Below are 21,076 nucleotides of genomic sequence, written 5' to 3' on the forward strand. Positions count from 1 at the left end.
AAATCAATATTAAGCACTATATTATTTGCATCTTCATAATACATAACTATTGTCCATGTGAACAATCACTTCTTTATGCTTTATACTGACCACAGCATTTTTTATACTTAATTCCAGATTGGCATGGACATGGATCATTACGACCAACCTTCTGATTCAATAACACCTCTATTTCATACATTCTTTTAAACATCGTGGTTGTTAATGTGTATGTATTACCATTGGACTCTGCAGCTATTTGGTCACGTTCATTAAAGAGAGAAATAAATTCTGCCACTAACGGGGATGAAGTCAATTCTTTTCGGATACTGGGTATTATATTACCTCCATACACCATCTGGGGTTCGATTAAAAACAAGATCGACTTTTCATCATTGATGTGAGGAGTAATGTCTATTAAATTACCATTTGGAGACTTCCACACAGCATGTGCTTCTGCTTCGATTAAAACGTTTGCTCTTTGCCAAATGCATCTACCGAATACGCTTTGACCACCATATTCTTTAACATATTCAGCGACGTTCGGAAAGCACTCATTAAAACGACTATTTGAACTTGCTTTTACTGGAACATATATAGGTTGATATTCAGATATAGATTGACACAGCTCCATAATCTGCTCTGTAATAATTTGTGGAGTAGCTATTTTACCCATTCGATAATCTCCTATCAACGTTTTAACCGACAAAATGTTTTTAATAATAGCCACTGTAATAAGAATGCATTTCTGATTCATAATCCGCTATAGCATCTAACATTGAATCACAGCCCTCAAAAAAATTTAACAATGCCCGCATAAATTCGTATATATTCTTCAAGTCAAACAGTCTATTATTAATTCTATATTCCAAGCTATAGGATGTTGGGTACCTAAAGTTATCTCCATTTTTATCAATTCTACTAATTACATCTAACTGCTTTTCTACAATATCGATTATATCCGTATCTTGTCCCTGTTCATTAGCATAATATAAAATAACCGGTTTTACATTCTTCCACAGATCTTTTTTTATTAGGTGACTCTTCCTTTTTGAAAAAAAATCATGCTTTGATACACCTTTTTCAACCCTGCTGTAAAAAAGTCTCTTCAAGCACAGTTCTAATGCATTTCTTAACGTAAACATCAATGGATATAGCTTCTCTTCATTATGTAGCTCTTTATTTTTAAAAATGAAATCTGAAACCGCAATATAACCTGTTATCTTCACATGAAATCCTTCATCGGTCAAACTCTGCCACAAATAACAATTGCCGATTCCATGTGACGCCATAATAAAGAACTCTGGCTTAAGATTATTATCAAAACTATCATCCGGACTTACTATACCACATTCTATACACTTTTTAATAAGGGCAAATGCCTGGAGTAAATTATTTGCTACATCTACATTATCAATAAACTTATTCCTGTATTTAGAAAGAAAATCGTCCTCAAATGGAAAACGAAACATATCTGATTGTGCATCTACTAATTCTAGAGAAATGAAGTATTCTTCCAACCATTGCTTTTCTTCTTGTGTTAAATAATTCTCTTTATTATAAGAATAATACTCTGCCCAAAGTGCAGATAAATTATGGCAACATTTTTCAAAAGCAGATTGCATTTCAGATTTCTTTGTACATGTTCTGCATAATAGCGCCTTTAGTCCCAACTCCATACTTTGCCTGATCATAAAAATTCCAGTTAGAAACCACATATCAGACTTAACATTATCGTGACCACTTTCAATAACGTTATTAAAGACCTGAAAGCCGCAATTATAGAATTGATACGATAGATTTTTATAATCCCAAAATGGTTTCTTACTCCATTTTACTTCAACTTGATACTCAGCATTATCTACTTTTTCAAAATCCATATTTTCTGAAGGCCATAACCACTTCTCTGAATCCATATTTTCACCTCACCAACAGCCCGATACGCCATTACTTTCATATTCGCCTGAATTGTTCTAATAAAACCCTCAAGAGCTTTATTTTTACAGCTTTAGTCTACAACTTTTATCGTCCAACCTGTATCTTGCAATGATTTTTGTGTCTTATCATCAACAAACTCTATTGGCATTGCAAGACATAATAAAGCTTTCGCACGCGTCATAGCTACATACTGGCACTTTAAGCGACTATGATTTGACCCCACAGATTTGGGTGGCTTATTGCATAGATATTTAAGTATAGCTTTCATGTTGTGAGCTTTTGAATAGGTTTCTAATACCAAAGTAGCCAAATGTGTTCTTCCTTTTACTGAATGAATACTGCCGAACTCCAAGTCAACGCAACGTTGACTTATTTTATCCTCAAAAACATAATGATTTGGTATCACTTGTGGTATTGCTTCTTGGGTAGTACAACTGAAATAGTCTTCATTTGTCCATGCTATAAATTCCTTAACTTTTTCACTTATTGTCAAATCAAGTCCTTTTAAAATATCTTTCAAAATGCTAACTATACTTTGCCACTCTTCCTCTTTCGAAATATCAGCAGAAGACAATACATAAAAATCCTTTCGTATCTCCAACTGTTTTTCTTCAGGAAATTGTTTTATAATTGATAAAAAAGGATTATTGGTTGCTGCTATTAAATTTTGACCTTTTGCCTTGTTGATAAGTCTTCGGATACCTTTTGCAATCCATTCTATTTGGGCGCATAATTCATTGTTTTTTTCAAATTCAAAGCGTCCCATTCTAAAATATTCTATAAGGCTATTTGGATTTATACTTTTGCTTGCTCTTCTAGCTTCATAATTCGGCCAATAGTCATATATGCCTTTGGGAAATTGTTTTTCTGTAGTTTCGTCTTTCTTCACATGAACCATTCCAATAACATGGCATCCACGTTTCTTATTTTTCAACAATTCTTCATCAGAAAAAGTATCTAACAAAAGTTGTGCAAACTCCTCAATGACTTGTCCAACCTTATCTTTTGAGAATAAATAAAGTGTATGGCTACTTTGTTTCCCGGAAAAATCATTTTCTGTACCTTTCATTTGTTCCGCAGAAATAGCTACAGTATTTGCTAAATGTGCTATTCTATTATCAAATCTTTTACTCTCACTCAACAACAGTGGTGATGGACGTGGGAACGCAGGTTGTTCAACGATCTCATTAACATAATTATAAATTGCTTGGTTGCTATCACCAAATCCCTGTCGAATCGTCATGCCGCTTGCTTCCGGAAATGCCTTATGAATTAGCTCCCATTGAAATGAATTAGTATCTTGTGCTTCGTCAATAAAAATTATCGGAAATCGCTGCTGCAGTCCAACAGGTAGAGAATCACATTCATCAAACGCTTGCTTTGCATATAGCAACATCTCATCAAATGTAAAGTTTCCATCACTTTGAGACTTCTGTATTGCTTCTAAAATTTTCTGACGTGTTTCACCCTGTTTGTCCCAGTCTATACGTCCTATATTCCCATTGTAGCTACAAATTTGTGAGTCTCTATAGTTCTTCTCTAAATACACTCTTGTGCCACGAGGGAGCATATACCAGCGAGATTTTCTTACAACATCTGAGTCAATCATATTCATGCAAAAGCCTTTTGATCGAATCCAAGGCAATGCAACAAATGTATCAAAAAAGGAATGAAGCGTCCCAATAAAGTGCGGGTACGCCAAAAGCTTTCTTCCAATATCTGTATTTCCTAATCGCTCTTCAATTTCTTCACGCGCAACATTTGTATGTGACAGAACACATATACCTGAATTATTGTATGGCCATTTTCTTGCTAAAATTGCTAATTTTGCAATGAGCGTGGTCGTTTTTCCGCTTCCCGGAAACGCCTGGACATCTATTGATTCTAAGTTTTTAATTATGTTGACTCTATCATTATTAAAGCGAAATCCCATAATGGACTCAACCCAAGTAATATCGTCATCAGTAATTTTGATTTGCTCCAACCTTTCAATTCCCATGATTTATTCCCCTGCAACGTATTCTATTGCATCCACTAGATAACTTGGCAACATAGATTTTAACTCACTTACATTTCCTGTGAAAGCATCTTCAAGTTCAAATGCAAACTGTTGTGCAAAATCCGCTTTAGATGCGGTCTTCTTCGCAAAATATTTATAGAAATAAGAGGACCTATCCTCTAACGTAGGTAATGCTTTGATTGCTGTCTTAATATCATCTGTTTTTTTATCCCAATTTTGCTTAGCGTAGCTTACTTTAACTAATGCCCTAATTAAAGCCTCTTGCATTTTACTATGACTTAAGCCTGCAAAAGCCAAGTCATACTCCAAAGTCCAGTGATCTGCAATGTATGTTACAACCTGTTGTCCATCTGCTTTTTGCTTTATATTCTTAAGATGAGAGGTCGCTTCTTCCAACGTAAAATCCGCTTCTGCTCTCCAATTACGGTCTTCCTTTTTCGGCCATGTTGACGGATCTAGCGTATACTTTTCGTCAATACAAATACCAGGAGCACAGTTCGGCATAACATCTCTATCAGTAACACAGGCAACTTTAATGCCCCAAGTATCATCAATATTGGAACGTTGGAATATTCTTGCATAGCGACGCAGACCTGTACTTCTAACATCAACTAATGAAGTTCCGAAATCCGTAAAGCTACATCCTAATAATTTGGCTATGGTGGGAAGTAACAGAGCTTCTCCAGGCCCTTCTACAATAATTACACTTCGTGCAAAAAACAAGTTGGCTTTTGTAGCATCCAAATACTTTTCCAAATACCTATAATCATCATCATCCAACATTGTATGACCTTTTGCCAATGGAAGCACTTGCCCTTCTTTTACCATTACAATATTATCTATTTTTACCACAGAAGCTAACAATGGTGAATGTGTTGTAATAATTATCTGTTGTTGCTTGCTTTCTGCTTCATTTTCAAGAGACTGAATTAACTTTAGTTGCCGCTGGGCATGCACATGAGCTTCCGGCTCCTCAATAAGTAGGAACGATGATTTCTTTTCCGTTTCAGCTTCTTTATGTAAAAGTAGTTCACATGCCATACTCATAATATTACTCGTGCCCAATCCAACTTTACCTTGCATAGCACTTGCATTTTTATCGACCGCCAAGTCAAGTTTTTCTAAAAGAGCCAATGTCTTTTGAAGATCATTGCTATTGGAACCTGCCACCTCAAATCTTGTTTTGATGATATCTTTTTTTAGGAGCATTTGCTTACCTAATATTTCTGTCATATCATCATTTATTGACTTAAGAGAGGGATGAGCTGCCAACAAATTGTTTGATAAGTTTGTAATACCTACCAATGACAATTCATGTATATCCATTCCGTCTTGAAACTCACTTTTTCCTTGATTTAAACCCGGTATGTTTTGGACAATCTGAGATAAACGTGAATGCCTTCCGGCTTGCATATCACTATAAGCATCACGCAGGGCTCTTAAATATGTAATACGTAGCAGCTCACGAGCTTCCGAGGATGGGGCAGGGCCATTACCATCCTTACCTGTAGAAAATGAAGAAACTGGCCTGGGTGGTTTAAATGATAATAAATATTTACATTTCCAGTGCAAATACAAACAAGGCGTATTTACTGCTCCTTTCTTTTCATATGTCAAGCATTCCAAGAAGTAGGCTTGCTCATCTGGGGTCAAACTAGTGAATTTACAACTAATACTAATTTCTCGAGAGATGTCCTCATTAAAAAAGTCATTTGTTTCTATACGAATCCAGCCGAAATCTGTTGTTCCAAGTACAATTCTGATAGCGTCCATTATAGCCGATTTACCTGAGTCATTTTCTCCTACCAAAACAGTTAAACCTGGATTAAAATTAATGATGTGCTCATCATCATTAAAACATCGAAAATTTTTTATTCGTAATGAAGACAAATACATAGTTGCACCTCCCAGTTTTCTATATTCTGCATATATAAGCCATAATATAATCAAATAATTAAGGATCAATTCATCAAAAAGTGGCCCTAAAGTCATCTAACATTTTTTTCAAAATAAGTGCATTTAAATAATCTTTTTTAAAAGCACTCATTACATATCCCTCTATATTAGGAAAATGTGGAAGCATACCTTCAAAATCATCAGCATTATAGTTAGCATAATTTTCTTTCACAAATTTATCAAATCTTACCTTCTCAATCTCTGATTCAAAGATAAGTATGCACTCTAAGAAACGTCTCCTTGATGTTTGTTCCTCATCCATGTCATCAGTAATATAAAATTTATGAACGATATACTCTATTGACTCTTTAATGAGATACTTGTAACTAATATCCCAATCCATTCTATTTCCGTCTAAAGATAGCCCTTCTATTTTAGGAGTAGCCGTGAAATATCGGCCTCCATCTAATGCTGCTCCTCCCAAAGAATCTAATAATGTTTGATGATAATAGAGATTGATATCATACCAGTGAGGACGACTATCATATTGCCCAAACAGATAGAACTCATAACCGTCCCTGTCATCTGCAGCCGAGACCCGTTCTATTACAAATTCCGGTGCGTACTTATAATACCTTCTGGATTCATCAGCCGAGTCAACCCAATCTGATGGACTTTGCAAATACAGAATGACACGTTCAAGTGCTGTCGCATCTATTCCAAAACGCTTCTTCCAAAGAGTTTCAATAATATTAATGTCAGCCGAAGAGTTTTTCGGCGTATTGGTATCCATAATGCGAACATATATGTTATTTGCATAAACTCCCTGATATTGTTCCGTCAAATAATACGGAGTATTGCGATCATTATGTATGACTATTACATCAATAGATTTTTCAGATAAAAGAATTGATTGGACTGTAACAGTGGGTCTGATTCCACCGGCGAATTTCTTGTCACGCAAAAAAGATACTAAATCTTGTGTTTTCTTCCGGTTAGAATCATCTACCATTTCTTGTATCTCATAATCTCTTTCTTCATCAACACCGATAATAATCAAGCCGTCTTGACTTGATAAATTATTTGCCATACAAATAATATCATGCAGAAGATCCGCCTTGTTGATATACCATTCCCGTTTAAAATCCCAATGGTCTCCTTCTTGTTTTAAGGAAATCAATTTGGCAACCTGCTCGGTTAAATCTTGTATATTCATAGACCATCTCCTTAAGTTTGTTTCCTCACTGCTCCGCGTGTCTTAACCTGGAATTCATCATATGTACTGTAATTTTTGATCCCCTGTGATTTCTGTTTCTTTCCCACTATGGTATTATCAATCCTTTTTTGTAGGAACTCACATAGATCTTCAAAACGTTCATTAGGAGTTTCATCCCACTTAAAACCGATTTCTCTCTTTATCGCTTTGTAAAGCAAGGCATAATTCATTGGGCTCCTGTCCATGTTTTCAGTGGCCTTCTTGAATTCATGATATCTATCAATTAAATGTTTCACATAATTTTTCATATATGTATTACTGCCAATAGTGCCTTGAATCGGAGCTTTCTTGATATTTTGGTTCTTAGAGGTATTAATTGTAATGTTATTCCCTATGACAGAATCCTTAATGTTTGCAGCATGCACGGTAGTGCAGTTATCCGATCTTCCATTGTCTGGTGAAAGCTGGGGATAATGCTGAACAAATACTTTTTCATCTGATACAATCAATGCAATGATATCTTCCCAAAAAAGAATATCTACTGAAAATAACCCTTTTTCAAAATGCTGTAAATTTAGAACATTCACTTTTTCCTGTAGTTGGGCACTTTTCTTCATAGATGTAGCAATAATATAATGTGTCAACGAGGGGGTGAATTCCTTTGCTTTGTCAATTTCCTGTTGAATTTGGGTATAAGTTAATCTTTCCACTTTTTTGCATTGAACTCCAACAAAAGAGGCATTTTTGTCCCGCAAATAGACATCCACTCCATGCTGAGTTTGCCCGCCACTCCCAAATAAAGCAATCATGCAATTAGGCCATTTCATCCTTAAATAGCTCTCGACTAATCGCTCAAAGTCCTGCCAATTTTGTGGTTTTGGTATTTCCATATTCTTTAATATTGGCATAAGACACCCCTCCTATATAACAAAACCAGTTGCTCAAAGTTATCTTGGTGTGGATTCTGAATTTATTCACTTCACAGGATGTAAAATCAATCATGTATTCCATCCTCCTTTCCACCTAGTCCAAGATATTTTTCACGCAGATAGCCGGCCTGTTCCTCTGTAATTATACCTGACCAAAGGTCAGCATTAATGGCTCCATATAATTCATCCGACAGACAATCAAGATGCAGAACCTGTTCTTTTTCACCTTGCAGGTAATCCTTGATTGCCTTTTGAATGCTGCTGGATAATCCGGTTTCCAGATAGGTCTTTTTGTTGGGCTTACCATCCGGTGCGGTTTCTGTAGGTTCAGATTCCAGTTCCAGCAGTCCCTCAATGGAAAGACCAAGAGCCTTGGATAGCTTGGAAAGTGTTCCCGCTCCGCATCGGTCGAGATGTGTTTTTCCCGAATATATGTCTGCGAGAGTCGCCCATGGAATCCCGCTGATTTTTGATAAACGATAGCGGGACATATTCATGTCCTGCATAAGCTGTTGTATTGTCATTTTCATCACCTGTTTCCATTATATCGGTGTTCCGATATGATGTCAAGGTGCGATAGAATAGCGCTGCCAACAATAAAACCCTCAGCCCACTGTCTGAGGATTTTATTCTTATCAGTACTTTATATACTGGCAGGAACCGTTGGTCTTTCGGCTCCTGCCGTCATTTAATCATCACACAGGACATCTTGCCGGATGACGATGCCCGATTTAAATTGAATTTCTATTTTGCTCTCACTGATTACCCGGATTGTTTGAAGCAGTCTGCGGACAAGGTCATCGTCGAATTCCCGTTTTAGGTAGTTAATTTTTTTCGTGTAGCTACTCATCTCCTGCAGACGCTGTTCATAGGATTCTGCCAGATGTCGTTCTTGAAGCACCTTTGTCTTTTTCTTCCTTAGCTCCTTGATTTCATCTGCGATGATACGGTATTCTTTATCGAAGGTATCATCTGCACACTCGGCTTTAGCGCTGTCCTCAATGAGTTTCATCATTTCCTGCTGAAGCTGTTCGATTTGTTCATCGTATTCCGTAGGCTCTGCCTGTGCCGAGTAGCTTCCAATGATGCGGATTACATTTTCTCGGAATGCCTGCACAAATTCTCCCTGGTCCTCTACCACGTTATTAATTGCGGTCATAATGGCTTCATGAAGGCTGTCTTCTTTCAGGGTGGGGGAATGTTTGCACCGCTTGGAACCGTGCTTGAGGCGGTTGTCACAGCGCCACACGGCTTTTTTCATGCCGTACTTGGACCATACCTGCCTGCGGTAGGGCTGACCGCATTCTGCGCATACCATGATGTCGGACAGCACATATTTAGCGCTGTACTTACCTTTGATAGACGGTGCATCCACTTTTTTAGATGCAGGTCGGTATATTGCACCTCTGCGCGCCTTTTCCTCTTGCACTCGCTGGTACAACTCCTTTGGGATAATCGCTTCATGGTTGTCCTCTATGTAGTACTGCGGTACGATACTTTTATTTATCACCTTTTTCTTCGTCAGAAAATCCACTGTATAGGTTTTCTGCATCAGGGCATCGCCCATATATTTTTCGTTGCTAAGCATTTTGTCAATGACCGTTGCCTGCCATACCGTCTTTCCAGTGACTGTGAGGATACCATCGGCTTCCAGTATCCGTTTAATTTTATAACTACTGTTTCCCTCTAAAAAAAGACGGAAAATCCTGCGCACCAGATCCGCTTCCTCTGGTATGATGACAAGATTTCCGTCTTTATCCTTTGTGTAGCCTAAAAACTTGCTATGATTGACAATTACCTTACCGCTTTCAAATTTTCGAACGATTCCCCAATGGCAGTTCTCGCTGATATTGCGGCTTTCCTCTTGTGCCTGGCTACTTAAGATGGTAACCAGAAGTTCACCGCTGCCATCCAGCGTATTGATGCCCTCTTTCTCAAAGAATACCGCGATGTTCTTTTCCTTTAGCTTTCGAATATTCATCAGTGAATCTACGGTGTTTCGGGCGAAGCGGCTGATGGATTTGGTGATGACCATATCAATTTTACCAGCCATGCAGTCCTCAATCATGGCTTGGAAGTTACTTCTGTTTTTCGTTGAGGTTGCGCTTTTTCCGTCATCCGCATAAATTCCTGCCAACTTCCAGCTAGGATTATTCTCGATTTTTTCTCTATAGTAGTTTACCTGTGCATCGTAGCTGGTTTCCTGCTGTTCCTGCAGGGTGCTGACGCGGCAGTAAGCCGCAACCCGCATGGCTTTCATTTGTGGACGAATTGTTCTGTCGTATCCTCGTGTTGCAGGTATAATCGAAATATTCTTCTTTACTGCTTGCATCTATGTTTTCCTCCTACTCGCTAATTTTCTTCGATGTTCTTATCAAGAAGCAGATAGTTAAGCAGTTCAAACTGGAGCCTGCCATCCGGGTTTACTGTGATTTTCCGGATTACCTGCTGAAAAAGTCTTTCATCAAAATCCATCTGCTTTTCTTTGCCTAAGATAGCGGCTTTTATCTGGTCTGTCCGGTAAGCGCTGTCATCAATAACCGATACCCGATATTGTTCCGCAGCTCGTTTAAAAGCAAGCTCTTTTATTTCGTTTACCGTATACTGGCCGGCATTGAGAGTCTCCTTTATTTGTCGGGTCAGCTTTTCTCCGACAGGGCAGGGAGCAGGTGTTTTTATCGAGCGCCTTTGTGCCAGCATAGCGGGTGTCGCTATGATTTGGTTGATGACATCCATAAAAGCACTTTCGATTTGTTCATCGGTTAGAAAAATGTTTAGGCAGGATACCCGGTTGGACTTGATATAATGCTTGCACTTCCATTTCACATTCTCACTGGGTTGATTGCAGTGTTCCACATATCTCCGGTAAGGCTGTCCGCAGATACCGCAGTACAGTGTTCCACTGAATTGTGTTTGATTCCGGAAGCTGTTTGGTTGTACGTGTCTGCCAAGGCTTTTTACTGTTTCCTGTCTGCGGTTTTGTACCTGCTCGAAAATTTCACTTTCGATCAGTGGAGGATAAAACTCATCTCCAATGTATTTTCTATTTTCCAATATTTTTCCCACCGAACCGTGGTTCCAAGAGGGCTTGTGACTGGCATTTAAGACTCCTTGTTTCGTTAAGTCTTTTGCAATCTGATAGGTAGAGGTTCCGCCCAGATATGCCTGAAAAACTGCTTTTACTATTTGAGCGGCTGCCGGTACGATATCAGCCTTACCATCTACGATCCGGTATCCAAGAGGCATATGTCGTTGCATCTGCTTACAGCTCCTTTCCGTAGGTTTCTTCCAGCTCCAGTCCGTTCTTCAGTTTAAAGACCAACCGCTGTCCGGGGTAAGCTGTCACCGTTTCAATAATCATTCGGAAGAGCTCCTCGTTATAATCGTCTAGTATGGCGGGTCGGTTTCTGAAAACCGCCATCAGATACTCTGTCTGGCTGATTTGCTCATCAAATAATTTTTGCTCCTTGAGAAGCTGCTGTCGGCGGTATGCCTTTTCCAGCTCCGTGTCTATAAGACCTCGTTTCTCTATAAAAACAACAGAGCCAATGTCGCCGCCCGTAAGGACTTTTTGCAACATATGACTCTGCTGTTTTAATTCCCGTATTTTATTCTCCAGCTCCAGCAATTCCTGTACCTGCTCCGGATCGTCCGGCACCGCTTTTAATATCGCCAAAAGGGGATAAAGGATATCTTCATAGTTACTGGCCAGCTTGTTCCACAGGGTTCTGAAGGATTGTTTAATACAATCTTCCCGAATTGATTTCTGACTGCATTTCGAGATATCCTCAATATGCTGATGACAGCACCATTGTACTTTTTCATAAGGCTTTCCGATGTATATCTTCTGCCTCCTAAATATGGAGCCGCATTCCCCGCAGATAATCCGACTGCTGAATGCATATCGATTCTGGTAGACCTCGACATTCTCCACACATTGCTTCTGTCTGCGGTATGCGTATAGCTCTCGAACCGCCTGTTCTTCTTCTCTGCTGATAATAGGTTCATGGTTATCCGTAATCATAACCTGCGGCATCTCACCGCGATTATGCTTCTTGGTAAAGGGAACCCCCTCAGTCGTGTAGGTTTTTTGGAAGAGCAGGTCACCTGCATACACTGGGTTCTGCAATATTTCCTTGACCACACCGTCCTGCCAGCCCTTCGATCCTCGTATAGTAGGAATTCCCGCTTTCCGCAGTTCCCTTGCTATAGCGTAGGAGCCTTTTCCACCAAGGTACTGATCAAAAATTCTACGGACAATTTTGGCTTCTTCCGGCTGGATGATAAGCTCTCCATTCTCATCGTTTATGTACCCGTAAGCAGGGGAGCTGATGATAAAGGTTCCATTCTGAAAACGATATTGCACGGACCATCTGGAATTGGTCGAGATACTCTCGGCTTCACCCTGTGCTATGGAGCTTAGGATTGTCAGCAGCTGTTCGCTTTTCTCAGACAGGGTGCTGATCCTCTCTTTTTCGAAATAGATCTCGATACCTAAACGCTTCAGCTCCCGAATCGCCTTGATGCTGTCTACGGTATTTCTGGCGAAGCGGGTGACGGACTTCGTAAGGATCAGATCGATTTTGCCTAATCTGCAGTCCTGCATCATCTGTCGGAATTGATCACGTCCACTGGTTTTCGTACCGCTTCGCGCCTGATCCGCATAAATACCGACACATACCCAGTTGTCCTTTTCCTGAATGAGCCGCTCATAATATTCCACCTGAGACTCAAAGGAACTGATTTGCTCTGCTGATCCTGTACTCACCCGGCAATAGGCACATACTCGCTTCACAAGTGGCTTTTCCATGTTTGAGATGGTGCTAACAGGCTCAATTTTTATTACCTTTTTTACTATCCTCTTGTCCATATGCTTCTCCTTTCCCAGAAGATTCTTCTCCTGTCAGCAACACACATTACCACACCTTTTCATATATAGCTAGTGTTTTTACGCATATACTTTTGCCAGCTCCGGAGAAAATGTTTCCCGGTTCAGTGCATCAATTTTTTCATATTCCTCTGGCAGTAAAAAGCCACTATTCACCATAATATCCAGCAATTTTACCGATAGCTTATACTGCATTTCTCTTGCTTCCTTTTTGTTTTCCATAGCATTTCCTCCTGTTCCTACCTATCGGCTCCTTACCTAAAGCATCCTCAGCTCAGCAGCCGTTACTCTCTGATCCTCTTCATATAAAAGTCTTTGATATTCTTTCTCACTAGCAACCACCATGGGAGCCGGTGAGCTTTCTCCTTTCTGCAGTGAACACAGCTCCTTTTGTACCTTCTGCAGCAGTTTCTGATTGGGACAATAGCTGATGCTGCTTCCAAGGGTACTTAAAATAAGACGGTCTGACAGACTGGTCAGAAGCAGCTGATTCGTACTTTCCTGATGCTCCATAATAAAGCTCGCAATATTTTCCGGTGTGTTTTCAAAATAATAGGTTTTGTTTGAGCCATTGCTATTGCAGACACCGCCCACCACCAAATCCTTTTCCAGTAAATCGTTTAAAGAATGATTACTCATACAGTTCCTCCTTTTTCTTAATTGATGATTTATCTCACAAGGATGCGGCAGAAAAATGGAAATCCGGTTCTGCCGCATAGTTTCTAAGATAAAACAATACGCTGTTCACACAGGTTTATAAAATTAATAATCCACTTCAAGTAAAGAAAAGAGGGGATACGCACTCTACATTTCCATTGAAGGCGATTCACACGTATTGCCTTGTTCAGAGTCGGAGGTTTGCGCATTACCCTGCTGCTCCGAAGCTTCCTGTGTCATCTTTTCCTGTTGCCCAGGCTGACAGGCTTCCAGCATTTCCACCACCTTTTGGGGAACATGATCAAAATCCACATGATGATCACGCTGGATATATACGGTGTACCAGTAATTGTAGGGAACATAAACATCAGTCAGATATTTGGAATCTGCAGGCTTCATTTCATCAAATCCATGATCAATGATACCCTTTAGCGTTAGAAAAAAGGTACCGCAATGCTCCCCGGAGGATTGCAGGTCAAGCGTCACGATTCCAAGTCCCATATGCCCTGTGTTACGTCCTACTATAACAGCCGGCACATCGACAAACTCATAACCGCCGTAATCCAGATCATCTGTTCCGTAAACTTCTACAAATAAATCGTGCATTTTCTTCAGGGCTTCCTTGGCATACATATTGTCCTGAATATTGCAGGAATGATCCAGCTCCTTAAAATCCAACGTGGGCAGCAGTGCATTCAGCCGTTCTATATAGACTGCCTGTAAATCCGGGTTTTCCATTCTCTAATACACCTCCAATTAGTTTAAAAGGGTTTATAAGACTACAATTCCATTTCCATTGACTCGCTTTGACTGTGGTACTCGTATGTACCGGATTTCTCATTATACTGGTAGCCCATCTCCGACAAATCCATGCCGTGTACCTCCGCTGCCAGCTCAAGAGCCTCCTTTGATCCACCGCGGGGAATATCGCTGAATATTTCCTCTCCGTTTTGGAACTCTTTTTTTCCTGTGTTATGTCCAAAGTCCTCGTCCGCCCACAGATACTCGAAGGTAAGCTCAGGATACTGCTTGGCAAGCGTACTGATGACAGGCTCCGCACGGCTCCATGCTGTTTGAAACTCGATATGCTCACCATCAAACTCCCTCGGAGTTGCCAGCTTATCGTAGCCATAGCTATTCCATTTGGTTCCCCAATTGGCAACTGACCACTGATACCATGAGGGGTGACCATAGTTTTTTATATTGTTGCAGCACTGTTCTCCCAGCTTCAGCAGCTGGGGATCGTCTTTGGTCAGTGCTTCATATTTTTTTACTAACGCAGCGACACGGTTTTCATGGTCAGCATCCGGTTTTACCACATTTGCCATTGCAAGCGCAGTACTTTCAGCAGTAAAGTCCCGATAAAGCTTCATCCCACGCTCTGCCCGGCTGCCATAATCCATATCCAGAGAGGGTGGCATAGGAAGAACTTTATTAAAGTCAATACTGCCAAGGCCGATTTCATCACTTTGAATGGCTTCAAACATGGACTTCACCTGTGCGGGATCACCGGATACCCGTAAAATATTGGTTACATGATTTGGCATTAGCTCATCCCTCCCATCGTCATTCCGCCCATCTGTTGACCCTGCTGTTCCAGCTCATCCTGCGTCTGGATTTTCCAGCTTTTTTCACTGCTCCAAAGGCTGACACAAATCTCACCATCTGGAATTTTAATGTAACGCTGTTCAAAGCCTTCCCCAAAGCCATCGGAAGCCTGACCACTGATGGTGTCCTTCAGCATCTCAAGCTCGTTGTCAGTCAGCTCACCTTGAATACGGCATTCTGCCATACCCATGAGACTGTCGTTTACCTTCTCCACAGTAAACACATAGGACTGTACTTTCTGGTTCAGGGAGTCGTTTTTTCCATAGTACTGCATAAGTCCCCGCTCCGATTCGTCTGGCCTTCGTTCACGAAGAATAGCAGAAAAGATGCTGTCTTCGTACTCCAGAACCTCACGGCCGCCAAGCTCTATGGGGTCATCGTCCAAACTTCCGTATTCATCACGCTCATAAAGATTAACTGCCAACGGCATATAAAGCTTGAGCGTGTGAAATGGCTGAGGAATAACCGTAAAACTGTCTTCCCCAGGAATTAGCGCCAGGGTACGGCCGTTGTCCCATTTCATGTGTATCCCACAAGCATCGTCAACAAGATCAACCGTGCCCTCCGTACCGCGCGGAACCGGCGCAAAGGGATCATTCATACTTTCAAGCCGGATTCGTGTTCCGGGCGGGTATTTCTCCCTCATAAATTTTATAAGTGACGGATTATAGCTCATAGCTTTATTCCTCCCATCCCCATGTCCTGATCGGGCATGTCATTCTTGGTCATATTCAGCTGCTGTACCCGCAGATCAAAAACAGTCAAGTATGCCTGATAATCTCCGGGGGCAGGATTACAACGTAAACAGTAACGGTAGTTCTCTGTTTCTACGATGTATCCATAATTCTGACGCCAGCCTCCTGCAATCTCACCGCCATGTGCAGCACAGTACTGCGACATTGCTCCCAGACTTTCAAGAGGCCCCTTTTCCCACAGTCCATCCACGACCGCCTTTAACTCCATTTCAAAAGCGGAACCATGATATTTTTCATAATCACGCGGCCACCAGGTGTGCCAGAACTCATGTCCATTGCCGCCAAAATCGATGCGCAGATGGCCCACTGTTCCAAGCATGGTATCCTGCTCCTTGGGAAGTGTAAAAAATTCCCTGCTTCCTCTGCTAATGCAGGACGCAGGGCATATCTGCAGGTTTCCGGTGCAAGGGTGATTGCGTGTACTTCACAGAAGCCTTCAAGATTCAAACATTCACCAAGAAAATTCAGCTTTCCGTTCAGTCTGCGGCGCCCCTCCCTTGGCATGTTAACCGGTTCTGATGTGAGTACTGAACCGGCATGATTTACAACAACATGATCCTCCACTATAATAGGCTTTCCGGGATCATAGTCAGACCCCCGAAGATCGTAGCAGTGAAAGCCCTCTGGTACCGTACTCCGATCAATCCGGGAATCAGTGAAAAGCGCTGGCTTCCCGAATAATTCGACATGTTCATATTGCTCTTTTCTGGCGTTTACGCTCATTTGGTTACCTCCAGACAAATGACATTAAGGGTATCATAGCTCAAGCCCCATCTTTGGCCCATCACGCATTTCGAAGTATTCCTCTACCTCTGCATCTTTCGCAACGGGAATCTCCTGTGACTCAGTCTCTCCCCTCTGTATCGGAACCAAGTGCGGCAGAATCTGTTGCAGGAGCTCCTGATTCGGACAGCGGTCGATAAATTCACCAATCGTGTTTAGTATTTTTCTATCTACTGTATCGGTGACAATGATTTCTTTCATGAGTAGCATCCAGAGCATCGTATGAATGCCCTAGCTCAGATGTAAAAACGGTTCCGGGGAAAGCAGTGTATCAGATGAAAGTTGGATTTCTCCTTCAAGAGGGGAGCATAGGGTGATCCCCATCTGATTGATCTGCTTAGAAAGCTCCAATGTCTGTTCCATACTTCGTCCGATACTAGATAGGCTTTTTACCAGCACCATATCCATTCGCCCTTCTGCGGCGGCAGTTTTCAGGACGTTAAATCCAGGTCGGTCAAGAATTAAACCGCTTCCAAGATCCTGGGATACACCGGCAACCTCTAATCCAAGCTGCTCGGCATAGTCCCAAAGCTCCTTTTGCTGTTCCTTTAATGTGCCATGCGTATCCTCCGGTGCATCGATGCGGCAATACAGCCATGCTCTTTTTTTCTGTTCCATTATCAAAAACCTCCTTTAAAGTTTGATTGATTTCATTTCACAGGAATGCGGCGGGGCAGAATTGTCCCGCCGCATGGTCTCTAAAATGAGATATTTTGCTTGTTCTTCATTTTGGTTCTACGCTTCTATTTGACACTACTTCCCGAAGCTAGGGCGGCAACAGCAACGACCTGCCGGTTAAGCGGGCCTCATAGGAATTTCACCTCTCCCAGGATCTCTGCGAGCCGTCCCCATTGCGATGTCTGTGGCTGGGCGGAAGTAGCGTTAGCACTGTCCATTTCATTGCGATACAGCTCACCACAAGCTGTTTTATGACCGGGCGTTCTCGCTCGTCACCTTCGATGCCATCGGTTCGACGGACGGATAAGGCGGTATATATACCACCTTATCCAATCCGCAGGCAGTTTTGGCGCGCCCGTCAAGGTCGCTGCCGCTTTTCACACGGCTGGACAGATCATGTATTGATGCTGCCGGATATGAAATTTTCAAGGAGCAAAAGGGAAAATAGAAAAACCCCCTCACTTACTTCCACGCCCAGTAAGGGGGTTTAGAACCAAAAACTTTTAAATTTTCATTATTTTTTTAATCTTGTCCAGAATTTTATGTTTTCGCTTGTTAACTCCTTTCTGCGAAATCCCAATTTGCTTCGCATAGGCTTCTTCGCTTTTTCCATTGAAAAACAGTTCTGTGATCAGTTCCTGTTCTTCTGGCGTGAGTAGTTTCAGGCTGGATAACATTTTTTCAATCAATACGGCCTTGATGGCGGCATCCTCCACGCTTTCTTCCTCTGATGCAAACTGTCGATTTTCATCAGTCAAACGCTCATAGGAATCCTCTCTGCTGGGAATCCATGTGGCAGATAGCCGAGTATAATCTATCTGATAGCGCTCCACTTTCAGATCGTACTGTTGGTATTCCATCTTACGGTCGCTTTTTTCAAGCACTTCAATGATCGATTCACTTACATCCGGATATTTTGCCCGGTAATTAATTCTCCTTTTATGTATAGCCATAGGCTTGTCCTCCATTTCATGATGTTTAAAATCAATGAATGAAGAACAAGCGGCGGGGAGCGGCAGTGTGGTTTTATCTTACTTACATTTAAGGTATCAGTTCGGTATCTGATTTTTGGAAAATTCCGTCGTTGTATCTGTTTTCTTGTCGAAAGAAAAAAGTCAGTACGTTGCTGTAAGCAAAATACTGACTTTATAGGTTTCCGGATATGAAATTGTGTGAATATCGGGTGCTGTGTCCGGAAAGAGTTGTCATGAGTTTGACCTCCCGAAACAAAAGGGACATGGGGTCATACAGTGTCCTCCTTTATTATGGAGAGCGGCAAAAGCCCTGTATCCCGATACACCAATATTCCGTCAAAAGCCGATAAAATGAGCAAGAGCCTGCCCAATAAAGAGGGCAGGCTCCTGCGCGGTTTTTGGCAGCCAGGCTATCATAGTACTTGAAAGCACCTTAGACCCTGTGGCTTTGCGCCCCCATCTTTCAATGGGTTTGCCCTAAATTGTATTCAAGTTATTTTTATCTCAATGCTTTCCAATGAGGCCTTTCATCGTAAGTAGTTCAGCACATAAAACAGAGCCCCCAGCTGCACCACGTAAGGTGTTATGGGAAAGTCCAACGAATTTCCAGTCGTATATACTATCTGGGCGGATTCTTCCAACGCTTATTCCCATACCATTTTCGTAGTTTACATCTAAATTAATTTGCGGTCGATTCTCGTCATAGAGGTATTGAATAAACTGTTTTGGTGCGCTGGGCAAATTCATGAGTTGCGGCTCACCCTTGAATTCCAAGAGCTTATTAATTAATTGCTCCTTTGTTGGTTTATTGCGAAATTTAAGAAATACTGCAGCAGTATGTCCATACAAAACAGGAACGCGAATACACTGACAAGTAATTCTCGGCTCCCTTGCTGGCACAATTAATCCGTTTTCAATACCGCCCCATATCCGCAAAGGCTCTTGTTCGCTTTTTTCTTCTTCACCTGGGATAAACGGATTTATATTCTCAATCATTTCAGGCCACGTATTAAAATTTTTACCCGCCCCGGAAATTGCCTGATATGTCGTCACCACCGCTTCAAATGGTTCAAATTCTCTCCATGCTGTTAATACAGGGGTATAACTTTGAATAGAGCAATTTGGTTTTACAACAATAAATCCCCGCTGTGTGCCTAGTCGCTCTCTCTGTTTTATAATTAATTCACAATGATGCGGATTAACTTCCGGTAAAATCATCGGCACATCTGCCGTCCATCTATGAGCGCTGTTATTAGAAACAACAGGTGTTTCATGTTTTGCATATTCTTCTTCAATTACTTTAATTTCTTCCTTTGGCATACTAACAGCACTGAACACAAAATCCACCTGATTGGAAATACAATCTATATCATAAATATTATAGATATTCATAGATTTTAACCGCTCCGATAGAGGTGTGTCCATGCTCCAACGTCCTCTCAAAGCTTCCTGATACGTTTTTCCAGCAGATCGTTCACTGGCAGCTAGCGCAGAAATTTCAAACCATGGATGATTAGAAAGCAAAGATACAAATCTTTGTCCCACGGTACCAGTAGCACCTAATATACCAACTCGTATTTTATCAGCCATAATAGTTCCCTCCTATAAACGCATTAACACATTATTAATTTTTATGAAATGAAAATAGTTTATACAATTACATTTATAATAAATTCTAATAATTCTATTTAAGTCCTCTTTTGATGCATATGGCGGTTGCCATTTCCCGTACTTTGGAATAATTGCTATTACAGGATTCTATAATAGAGGACTTATATTTTTTATCAAAATAATTATTCATATAGTTTAGTACGTTTACTTGCCACTTCCATAACTCATCTGGAGTAAGGTAAAAAAATTTGGGTTGAATTTTCTCTTTGTAGGTTTTCTCATCCATTTTTAAAATGTTTTCTGCAGTTAAAATGTCTGACAGCGCTTCTAATTGAGGAAAATTCTCTTTTCCTATCCATTTTCCACGATTCATCGGGCATACATCTTGACAAACATCGCAGCCGTAAATCCACTCCCCAAATTGTGTGGCTAAAGACTCTTTTAAAAGATCTCTTCCTCCAAAGGTCGTTAAAAAAGAAACACATTTCAATGGATTCATCATATACGCTCCGCACAGCGATTCGGTAGGACAAGCCTTAATACAGCGGTCACAGTTATTGGGGCAAGGTGAAAGTTTCTGCTCTTCAACCAGTTTCATTTCATAGTCAGTCAAAAATGCTTCGATACTAATATACGAGCCAGATTCGGTGTAGAAAAAATTATTTCTCCTGATAATACCAAGTCCGGCCTGCATAGCTGCCCAGCGCAGCCCAACTAAACCGAACTTTCGGTTGGTGGAAGTTCTCATTCCAAGATTTCTTATATATTGCTCCAATTCCACACTATTTTGATATTCTTTTGTATTTTCATCAATGCGGGTATCTAATAAATACTTTTTTGCAATATTCCCACTCATTGATTCTGGAACATGATATTTCGAATATGGTACCGTCAAGACCACAACAGATTTAGCCCAAGGAAACTCCTCTTTAAATTTTACAAGGCGCTGCTGCCCTTGATAGAAGGGCTGTGACTCCGGTATCTTTTGTGTTCGCTCATTTAATTTGTTTTCATATTCAGACATCATACCAACGGGAATAATGCCGCATTTTTCATAACCAAGCTTAAGAGCCTTTTGGCGTATTAACTGTGCTATCTCCATCCTAGATTCATACCTTCCTTGACCGCTGTCTCACCCATTAAA

Annotated in this window: 22 protein-coding genes, 1 pseudogene and 1 riboswitch; all 23 genes and pseudogenes read right to left on the minus strand. The window is 40.9% G+C overall.

What is annotated here, in order from left to right; genetic code table 11:
- Window positions 1–73: 73 nt before the first annotated feature.
- Complete coding sequence (locus U5921_RS02300; protein ID WP_283675625.1) at window positions 74–655, minus strand: YecA family protein; 582 nt, start codon at window positions 653–655, stop codon at window positions 74–76.
- 40 nt (window positions 656–695) lie between these two features.
- Window positions 696–1,895 (minus strand): hypothetical protein, encoded by a 1,200-nt coding sequence (locus tag U5921_RS02305; protein ID WP_324824919.1) that lies wholly within the window; start codon window positions 1,893–1,895, stop codon window positions 696–698.
- 92 nt (window positions 1,896–1,987) lie between these two features.
- Entirely contained in the window at window positions 1,988–3,916 is a 1,929-nt protein-coding gene (locus U5921_RS02310; RefSeq protein ID WP_324824920.1) for a UvrD-helicase domain-containing protein, read from the minus strand.
- Window positions 3,917–3,919: 3 nt separating this feature from the next.
- Window positions 3,920–5,833, minus strand: a complete 1,914-nt coding sequence (locus U5921_RS02315) for an ATP-dependent nuclease (protein WP_324824921.1) — start codon at window positions 5,831–5,833, stop codon at window positions 3,920–3,922.
- A 73-nt stretch (window positions 5,834–5,906) separates the two neighbouring features.
- Window positions 5,907–7,049 (minus strand): ATP-binding protein, encoded by a 1,143-nt coding sequence (locus U5921_RS02320; RefSeq protein ID WP_324824922.1) that lies wholly within the window; start codon window positions 7,047–7,049, stop codon window positions 5,907–5,909.
- Between the two features lie 11 nt (window positions 7,050–7,060).
- Window positions 7,061–7,957 (minus strand): hypothetical protein, encoded by an 897-nt coding sequence (locus U5921_RS02325; RefSeq protein WP_324824923.1) that lies wholly within the window; start codon window positions 7,955–7,957, stop codon window positions 7,061–7,063.
- Between the two features lie 86 nt (window positions 7,958–8,043).
- Window positions 8,044–8,502 (minus strand): helix-turn-helix transcriptional regulator, encoded by a 459-nt coding sequence (locus U5921_RS02330; protein ID WP_324824924.1) that lies wholly within the window; start codon window positions 8,500–8,502, stop codon window positions 8,044–8,046.
- A 164-nt stretch (window positions 8,503–8,666) separates the two neighbouring features.
- Entirely contained in the window at window positions 8,667–10,310 is a 1,644-nt protein-coding gene (locus tag U5921_RS02335) for a recombinase family protein (RefSeq protein ID WP_324824925.1), read from the minus strand.
- A 20-nt stretch (window positions 10,311–10,330) separates the two neighbouring features.
- Window positions 10,331–11,236: a recombinase family protein gene (locus tag U5921_RS02340; protein ID WP_324824926.1), complete on the minus strand. Its 906-nt coding sequence runs from the start codon at window positions 11,234–11,236 to the stop codon at window positions 10,331–10,333.
- A 4-nt stretch (window positions 11,237–11,240) separates the two neighbouring features.
- Window positions 11,241–12,848 (minus strand): recombinase family protein, encoded by a 1,608-nt coding sequence (locus U5921_RS02345; RefSeq protein WP_324824927.1) that lies wholly within the window; start codon window positions 12,846–12,848, stop codon window positions 11,241–11,243.
- A gap of 78 nt (window positions 12,849–12,926) precedes the next feature.
- Window positions 12,927–13,088: an SHOCT domain-containing protein gene (locus U5921_RS02350; RefSeq protein ID WP_195841212.1), complete on the minus strand. Its 162-nt coding sequence runs from the start codon at window positions 13,086–13,088 to the stop codon at window positions 12,927–12,929.
- Window positions 13,089–13,124: 36 nt separating this feature from the next.
- Window positions 13,125–13,505, minus strand: coding sequence for a resolvase (locus tag U5921_RS02355; RefSeq protein WP_324824928.1), 381 nt, complete (start codon window positions 13,503–13,505; stop codon window positions 13,125–13,127).
- 165 nt (window positions 13,506–13,670) lie between these two features.
- Complete coding sequence (locus U5921_RS02360) at window positions 13,671–14,261, minus strand: hypothetical protein (RefSeq protein WP_324824929.1); 591 nt, start codon at window positions 14,259–14,261, stop codon at window positions 13,671–13,673.
- A 41-nt stretch (window positions 14,262–14,302) separates the two neighbouring features.
- Window positions 14,303–15,070, minus strand: coding sequence for a hypothetical protein (locus U5921_RS02365; protein ID WP_324824930.1), 768 nt, complete (start codon window positions 15,068–15,070; stop codon window positions 14,303–14,305).
- Window positions 15,070–15,561 (minus strand): hypothetical protein, encoded by a 492-nt coding sequence (locus tag U5921_RS02370; RefSeq protein WP_324826036.1) that lies wholly within the window; start codon window positions 15,559–15,561, stop codon window positions 15,070–15,072. Before U5921_RS02370 ends, U5921_RS02365 begins: the two co-directional genes overlap by 1 nt.
- A 42-nt stretch (window positions 15,562–15,603) precedes the next feature.
- Window positions 15,604–15,807 (minus strand): annotated as a pseudogene (locus U5921_RS02375) (DUF4314 domain-containing protein); the annotation flags it as partial.
- Window positions 15,804–16,076, minus strand: coding sequence for a hypothetical protein (locus U5921_RS02380; protein ID WP_324824931.1), 273 nt, complete (start codon window positions 16,074–16,076; stop codon window positions 15,804–15,806). The pseudogene U5921_RS02375 and the gene U5921_RS02380, both read right to left, overlap by 4 nt.
- 8 nt (window positions 16,077–16,084) lie before the next feature.
- A complete protein-coding gene (locus tag U5921_RS02385; RefSeq protein WP_324824932.1) occupies window positions 16,085–16,609 on the minus strand; it encodes an LPD28 domain-containing protein in 525 nt (174 codons plus the stop codon).
- Between the two features lie 33 nt (window positions 16,610–16,642).
- Window positions 16,643–16,870, minus strand: a complete 228-nt coding sequence (locus tag U5921_RS02390; RefSeq protein ID WP_324824933.1) for a hypothetical protein — start codon at window positions 16,868–16,870, stop codon at window positions 16,643–16,645.
- A gap of 30 nt (window positions 16,871–16,900) precedes the next feature.
- Window positions 16,901–17,287, minus strand: coding sequence for a recombinase family protein (locus U5921_RS02395; protein ID WP_324824934.1), 387 nt, complete (start codon window positions 17,285–17,287; stop codon window positions 16,901–16,903).
- 563 nt (window positions 17,288–17,850) lie between these two features.
- The gene (locus U5921_RS02400) at window positions 17,851–18,300 is read right to left on the minus strand and encodes a sigma-70 family RNA polymerase sigma factor (protein WP_324824935.1); all 450 of its coding nucleotides are present in this window, start codon (window positions 18,298–18,300) and stop codon (window positions 17,851–17,853) included.
- Between the two features lie 418 nt (window positions 18,301–18,718).
- A riboswitch (cyclic di-GMP riboswitch) is annotated at window positions 18,719–18,808 on the minus strand.
- 17 nt (window positions 18,809–18,825) lie between these two features.
- Window positions 18,826–19,911 (minus strand): aspartate-semialdehyde dehydrogenase, encoded by a 1,086-nt coding sequence (gene asd, locus U5921_RS02405; RefSeq protein ID WP_024345849.1) that lies wholly within the window; start codon window positions 19,909–19,911, stop codon window positions 18,826–18,828.
- Between the two features lie 94 nt (window positions 19,912–20,005).
- Entirely contained in the window at window positions 20,006–21,034 is a 1,029-nt protein-coding gene (locus tag U5921_RS02410; protein ID WP_324824936.1) for an epoxyqueuosine reductase, read from the minus strand.
- Window positions 21,035–21,076 lie beyond the last annotated feature (42 nt).

It is taken from the genome of Sinanaerobacter sp. ZZT-01 (assembly GCF_035621135.1).
In the GTDB taxonomy this organism is placed as follows: Bacteria; Bacillota; Clostridia; order Peptostreptococcales; family Anaerovoracaceae; genus IOR16.

Bases quoted from the DNA above. Each gene is read 5' to 3' on its own strand.
- U5921_RS02300 (WP_283675625.1), bottom strand. From the start codon at position 655: ATGGGTAAAATAGCTACTCCACAAATTATTACAGAGCAGATTATGGAG.
- U5921_RS02305 (WP_324824919.1), bottom strand. From the start codon at position 1,895: ATGGATTCAGAGAAGTGGTTATGGCCTTCAGAAAATATGGATTTTGAA.
- U5921_RS02310 (WP_324824920.1), bottom strand. From the start codon at position 3,916: ATGGGAATTGAAAGGTTGGAGCAAATCAAAATTACTGATGACGATATT.
- U5921_RS02315 (WP_324824921.1), bottom strand. From the start codon at position 5,833: ATGTATTTGTCTTCATTACGAATAAAAAATTTTCGATGTTTTAATGAT.
- U5921_RS02320 (WP_324824922.1), bottom strand. From the start codon at position 7,049: ATGAATATACAAGATTTAACCGAGCAGGTTGCCAAATTGATTTCCTTA.
- U5921_RS02325 (WP_324824923.1), bottom strand. From the start codon at position 7,957: ATGCCAATATTAAAGAATATGGAAATACCAAAACCACAAAATTGGCAG.
- U5921_RS02330 (WP_324824924.1), bottom strand. From the start codon at position 8,502: ATGACAATACAACAGCTTATGCAGGACATGAATATGTCCCGCTATCGT.
- U5921_RS02335 (WP_324824925.1), bottom strand. From the start codon at position 10,310: ATGCAAGCAGTAAAGAAGAATATTTCGATTATACCTGCAACACGAGGA.
- U5921_RS02340 (WP_324824926.1), bottom strand. From the start codon at position 11,236: ATGCAACGACATATGCCTCTTGGATACCGGATCGTAGATGGTAAGGCT.
- U5921_RS02345 (WP_324824927.1), bottom strand. From the start codon at position 12,848: ATGGACAAGAGGATAGTAAAAAAGGTAATAAAAATTGAGCCTGTTAGC.
- U5921_RS02350 (WP_195841212.1), bottom strand. From the start codon at position 13,088: ATGGAAAACAAAAAGGAAGCAAGAGAAATGCAGTATAAGCTATCGGTA.
- U5921_RS02355 (WP_324824928.1), bottom strand. From the start codon at position 13,505: ATGAGTAATCATTCTTTAAACGATTTACTGGAAAAGGATTTGGTGGTG.
- U5921_RS02360 (WP_324824929.1), bottom strand. From the start codon at position 14,261: ATGGAAAACCCGGATTTACAGGCAGTCTATATAGAACGGCTGAATGCA.
- U5921_RS02365 (WP_324824930.1), bottom strand. From the start codon at position 15,070: ATGCCAAATCATGTAACCAATATTTTACGGGTATCCGGTGATCCCGCA.
- U5921_RS02370 (WP_324826036.1), bottom strand. From the start codon at position 15,561: ATGCCGTTGGCAGTTAATCTTTATGAGCGTGATGAATACGGAAGTTTG.
- U5921_RS02385 (WP_324824932.1), bottom strand. From the start codon at position 16,609: ATGAGCGTAAACGCCAGAAAAGAGCAATATGAACATGTCGAATTATTC.
- U5921_RS02390 (WP_324824933.1), bottom strand. From the start codon at position 16,870: ATGAAAGAAATCATTGTCACCGATACAGTAGATAGAAAAATACTAAAC.
- U5921_RS02395 (WP_324824934.1), bottom strand. From the start codon at position 17,287: ATGGAACAGAAAAAAAGAGCATGGCTGTATTGCCGCATCGATGCACCG.
- U5921_RS02400 (WP_324824935.1), bottom strand. From the start codon at position 18,300: ATGGCTATACATAAAAGGAGAATTAATTACCGGGCAAAATATCCGGAT.
- asd (WP_024345849.1), bottom strand. From the start codon at position 19,911: ATGGCTGATAAAATACGAGTTGGTATATTAGGTGCTACTGGTACCGTG.
- U5921_RS02410 (WP_324824936.1), bottom strand. From the start codon at position 21,034: ATGGAGATAGCACAGTTAATACGCCAAAAGGCTCTTAAGCTTGGTTAT.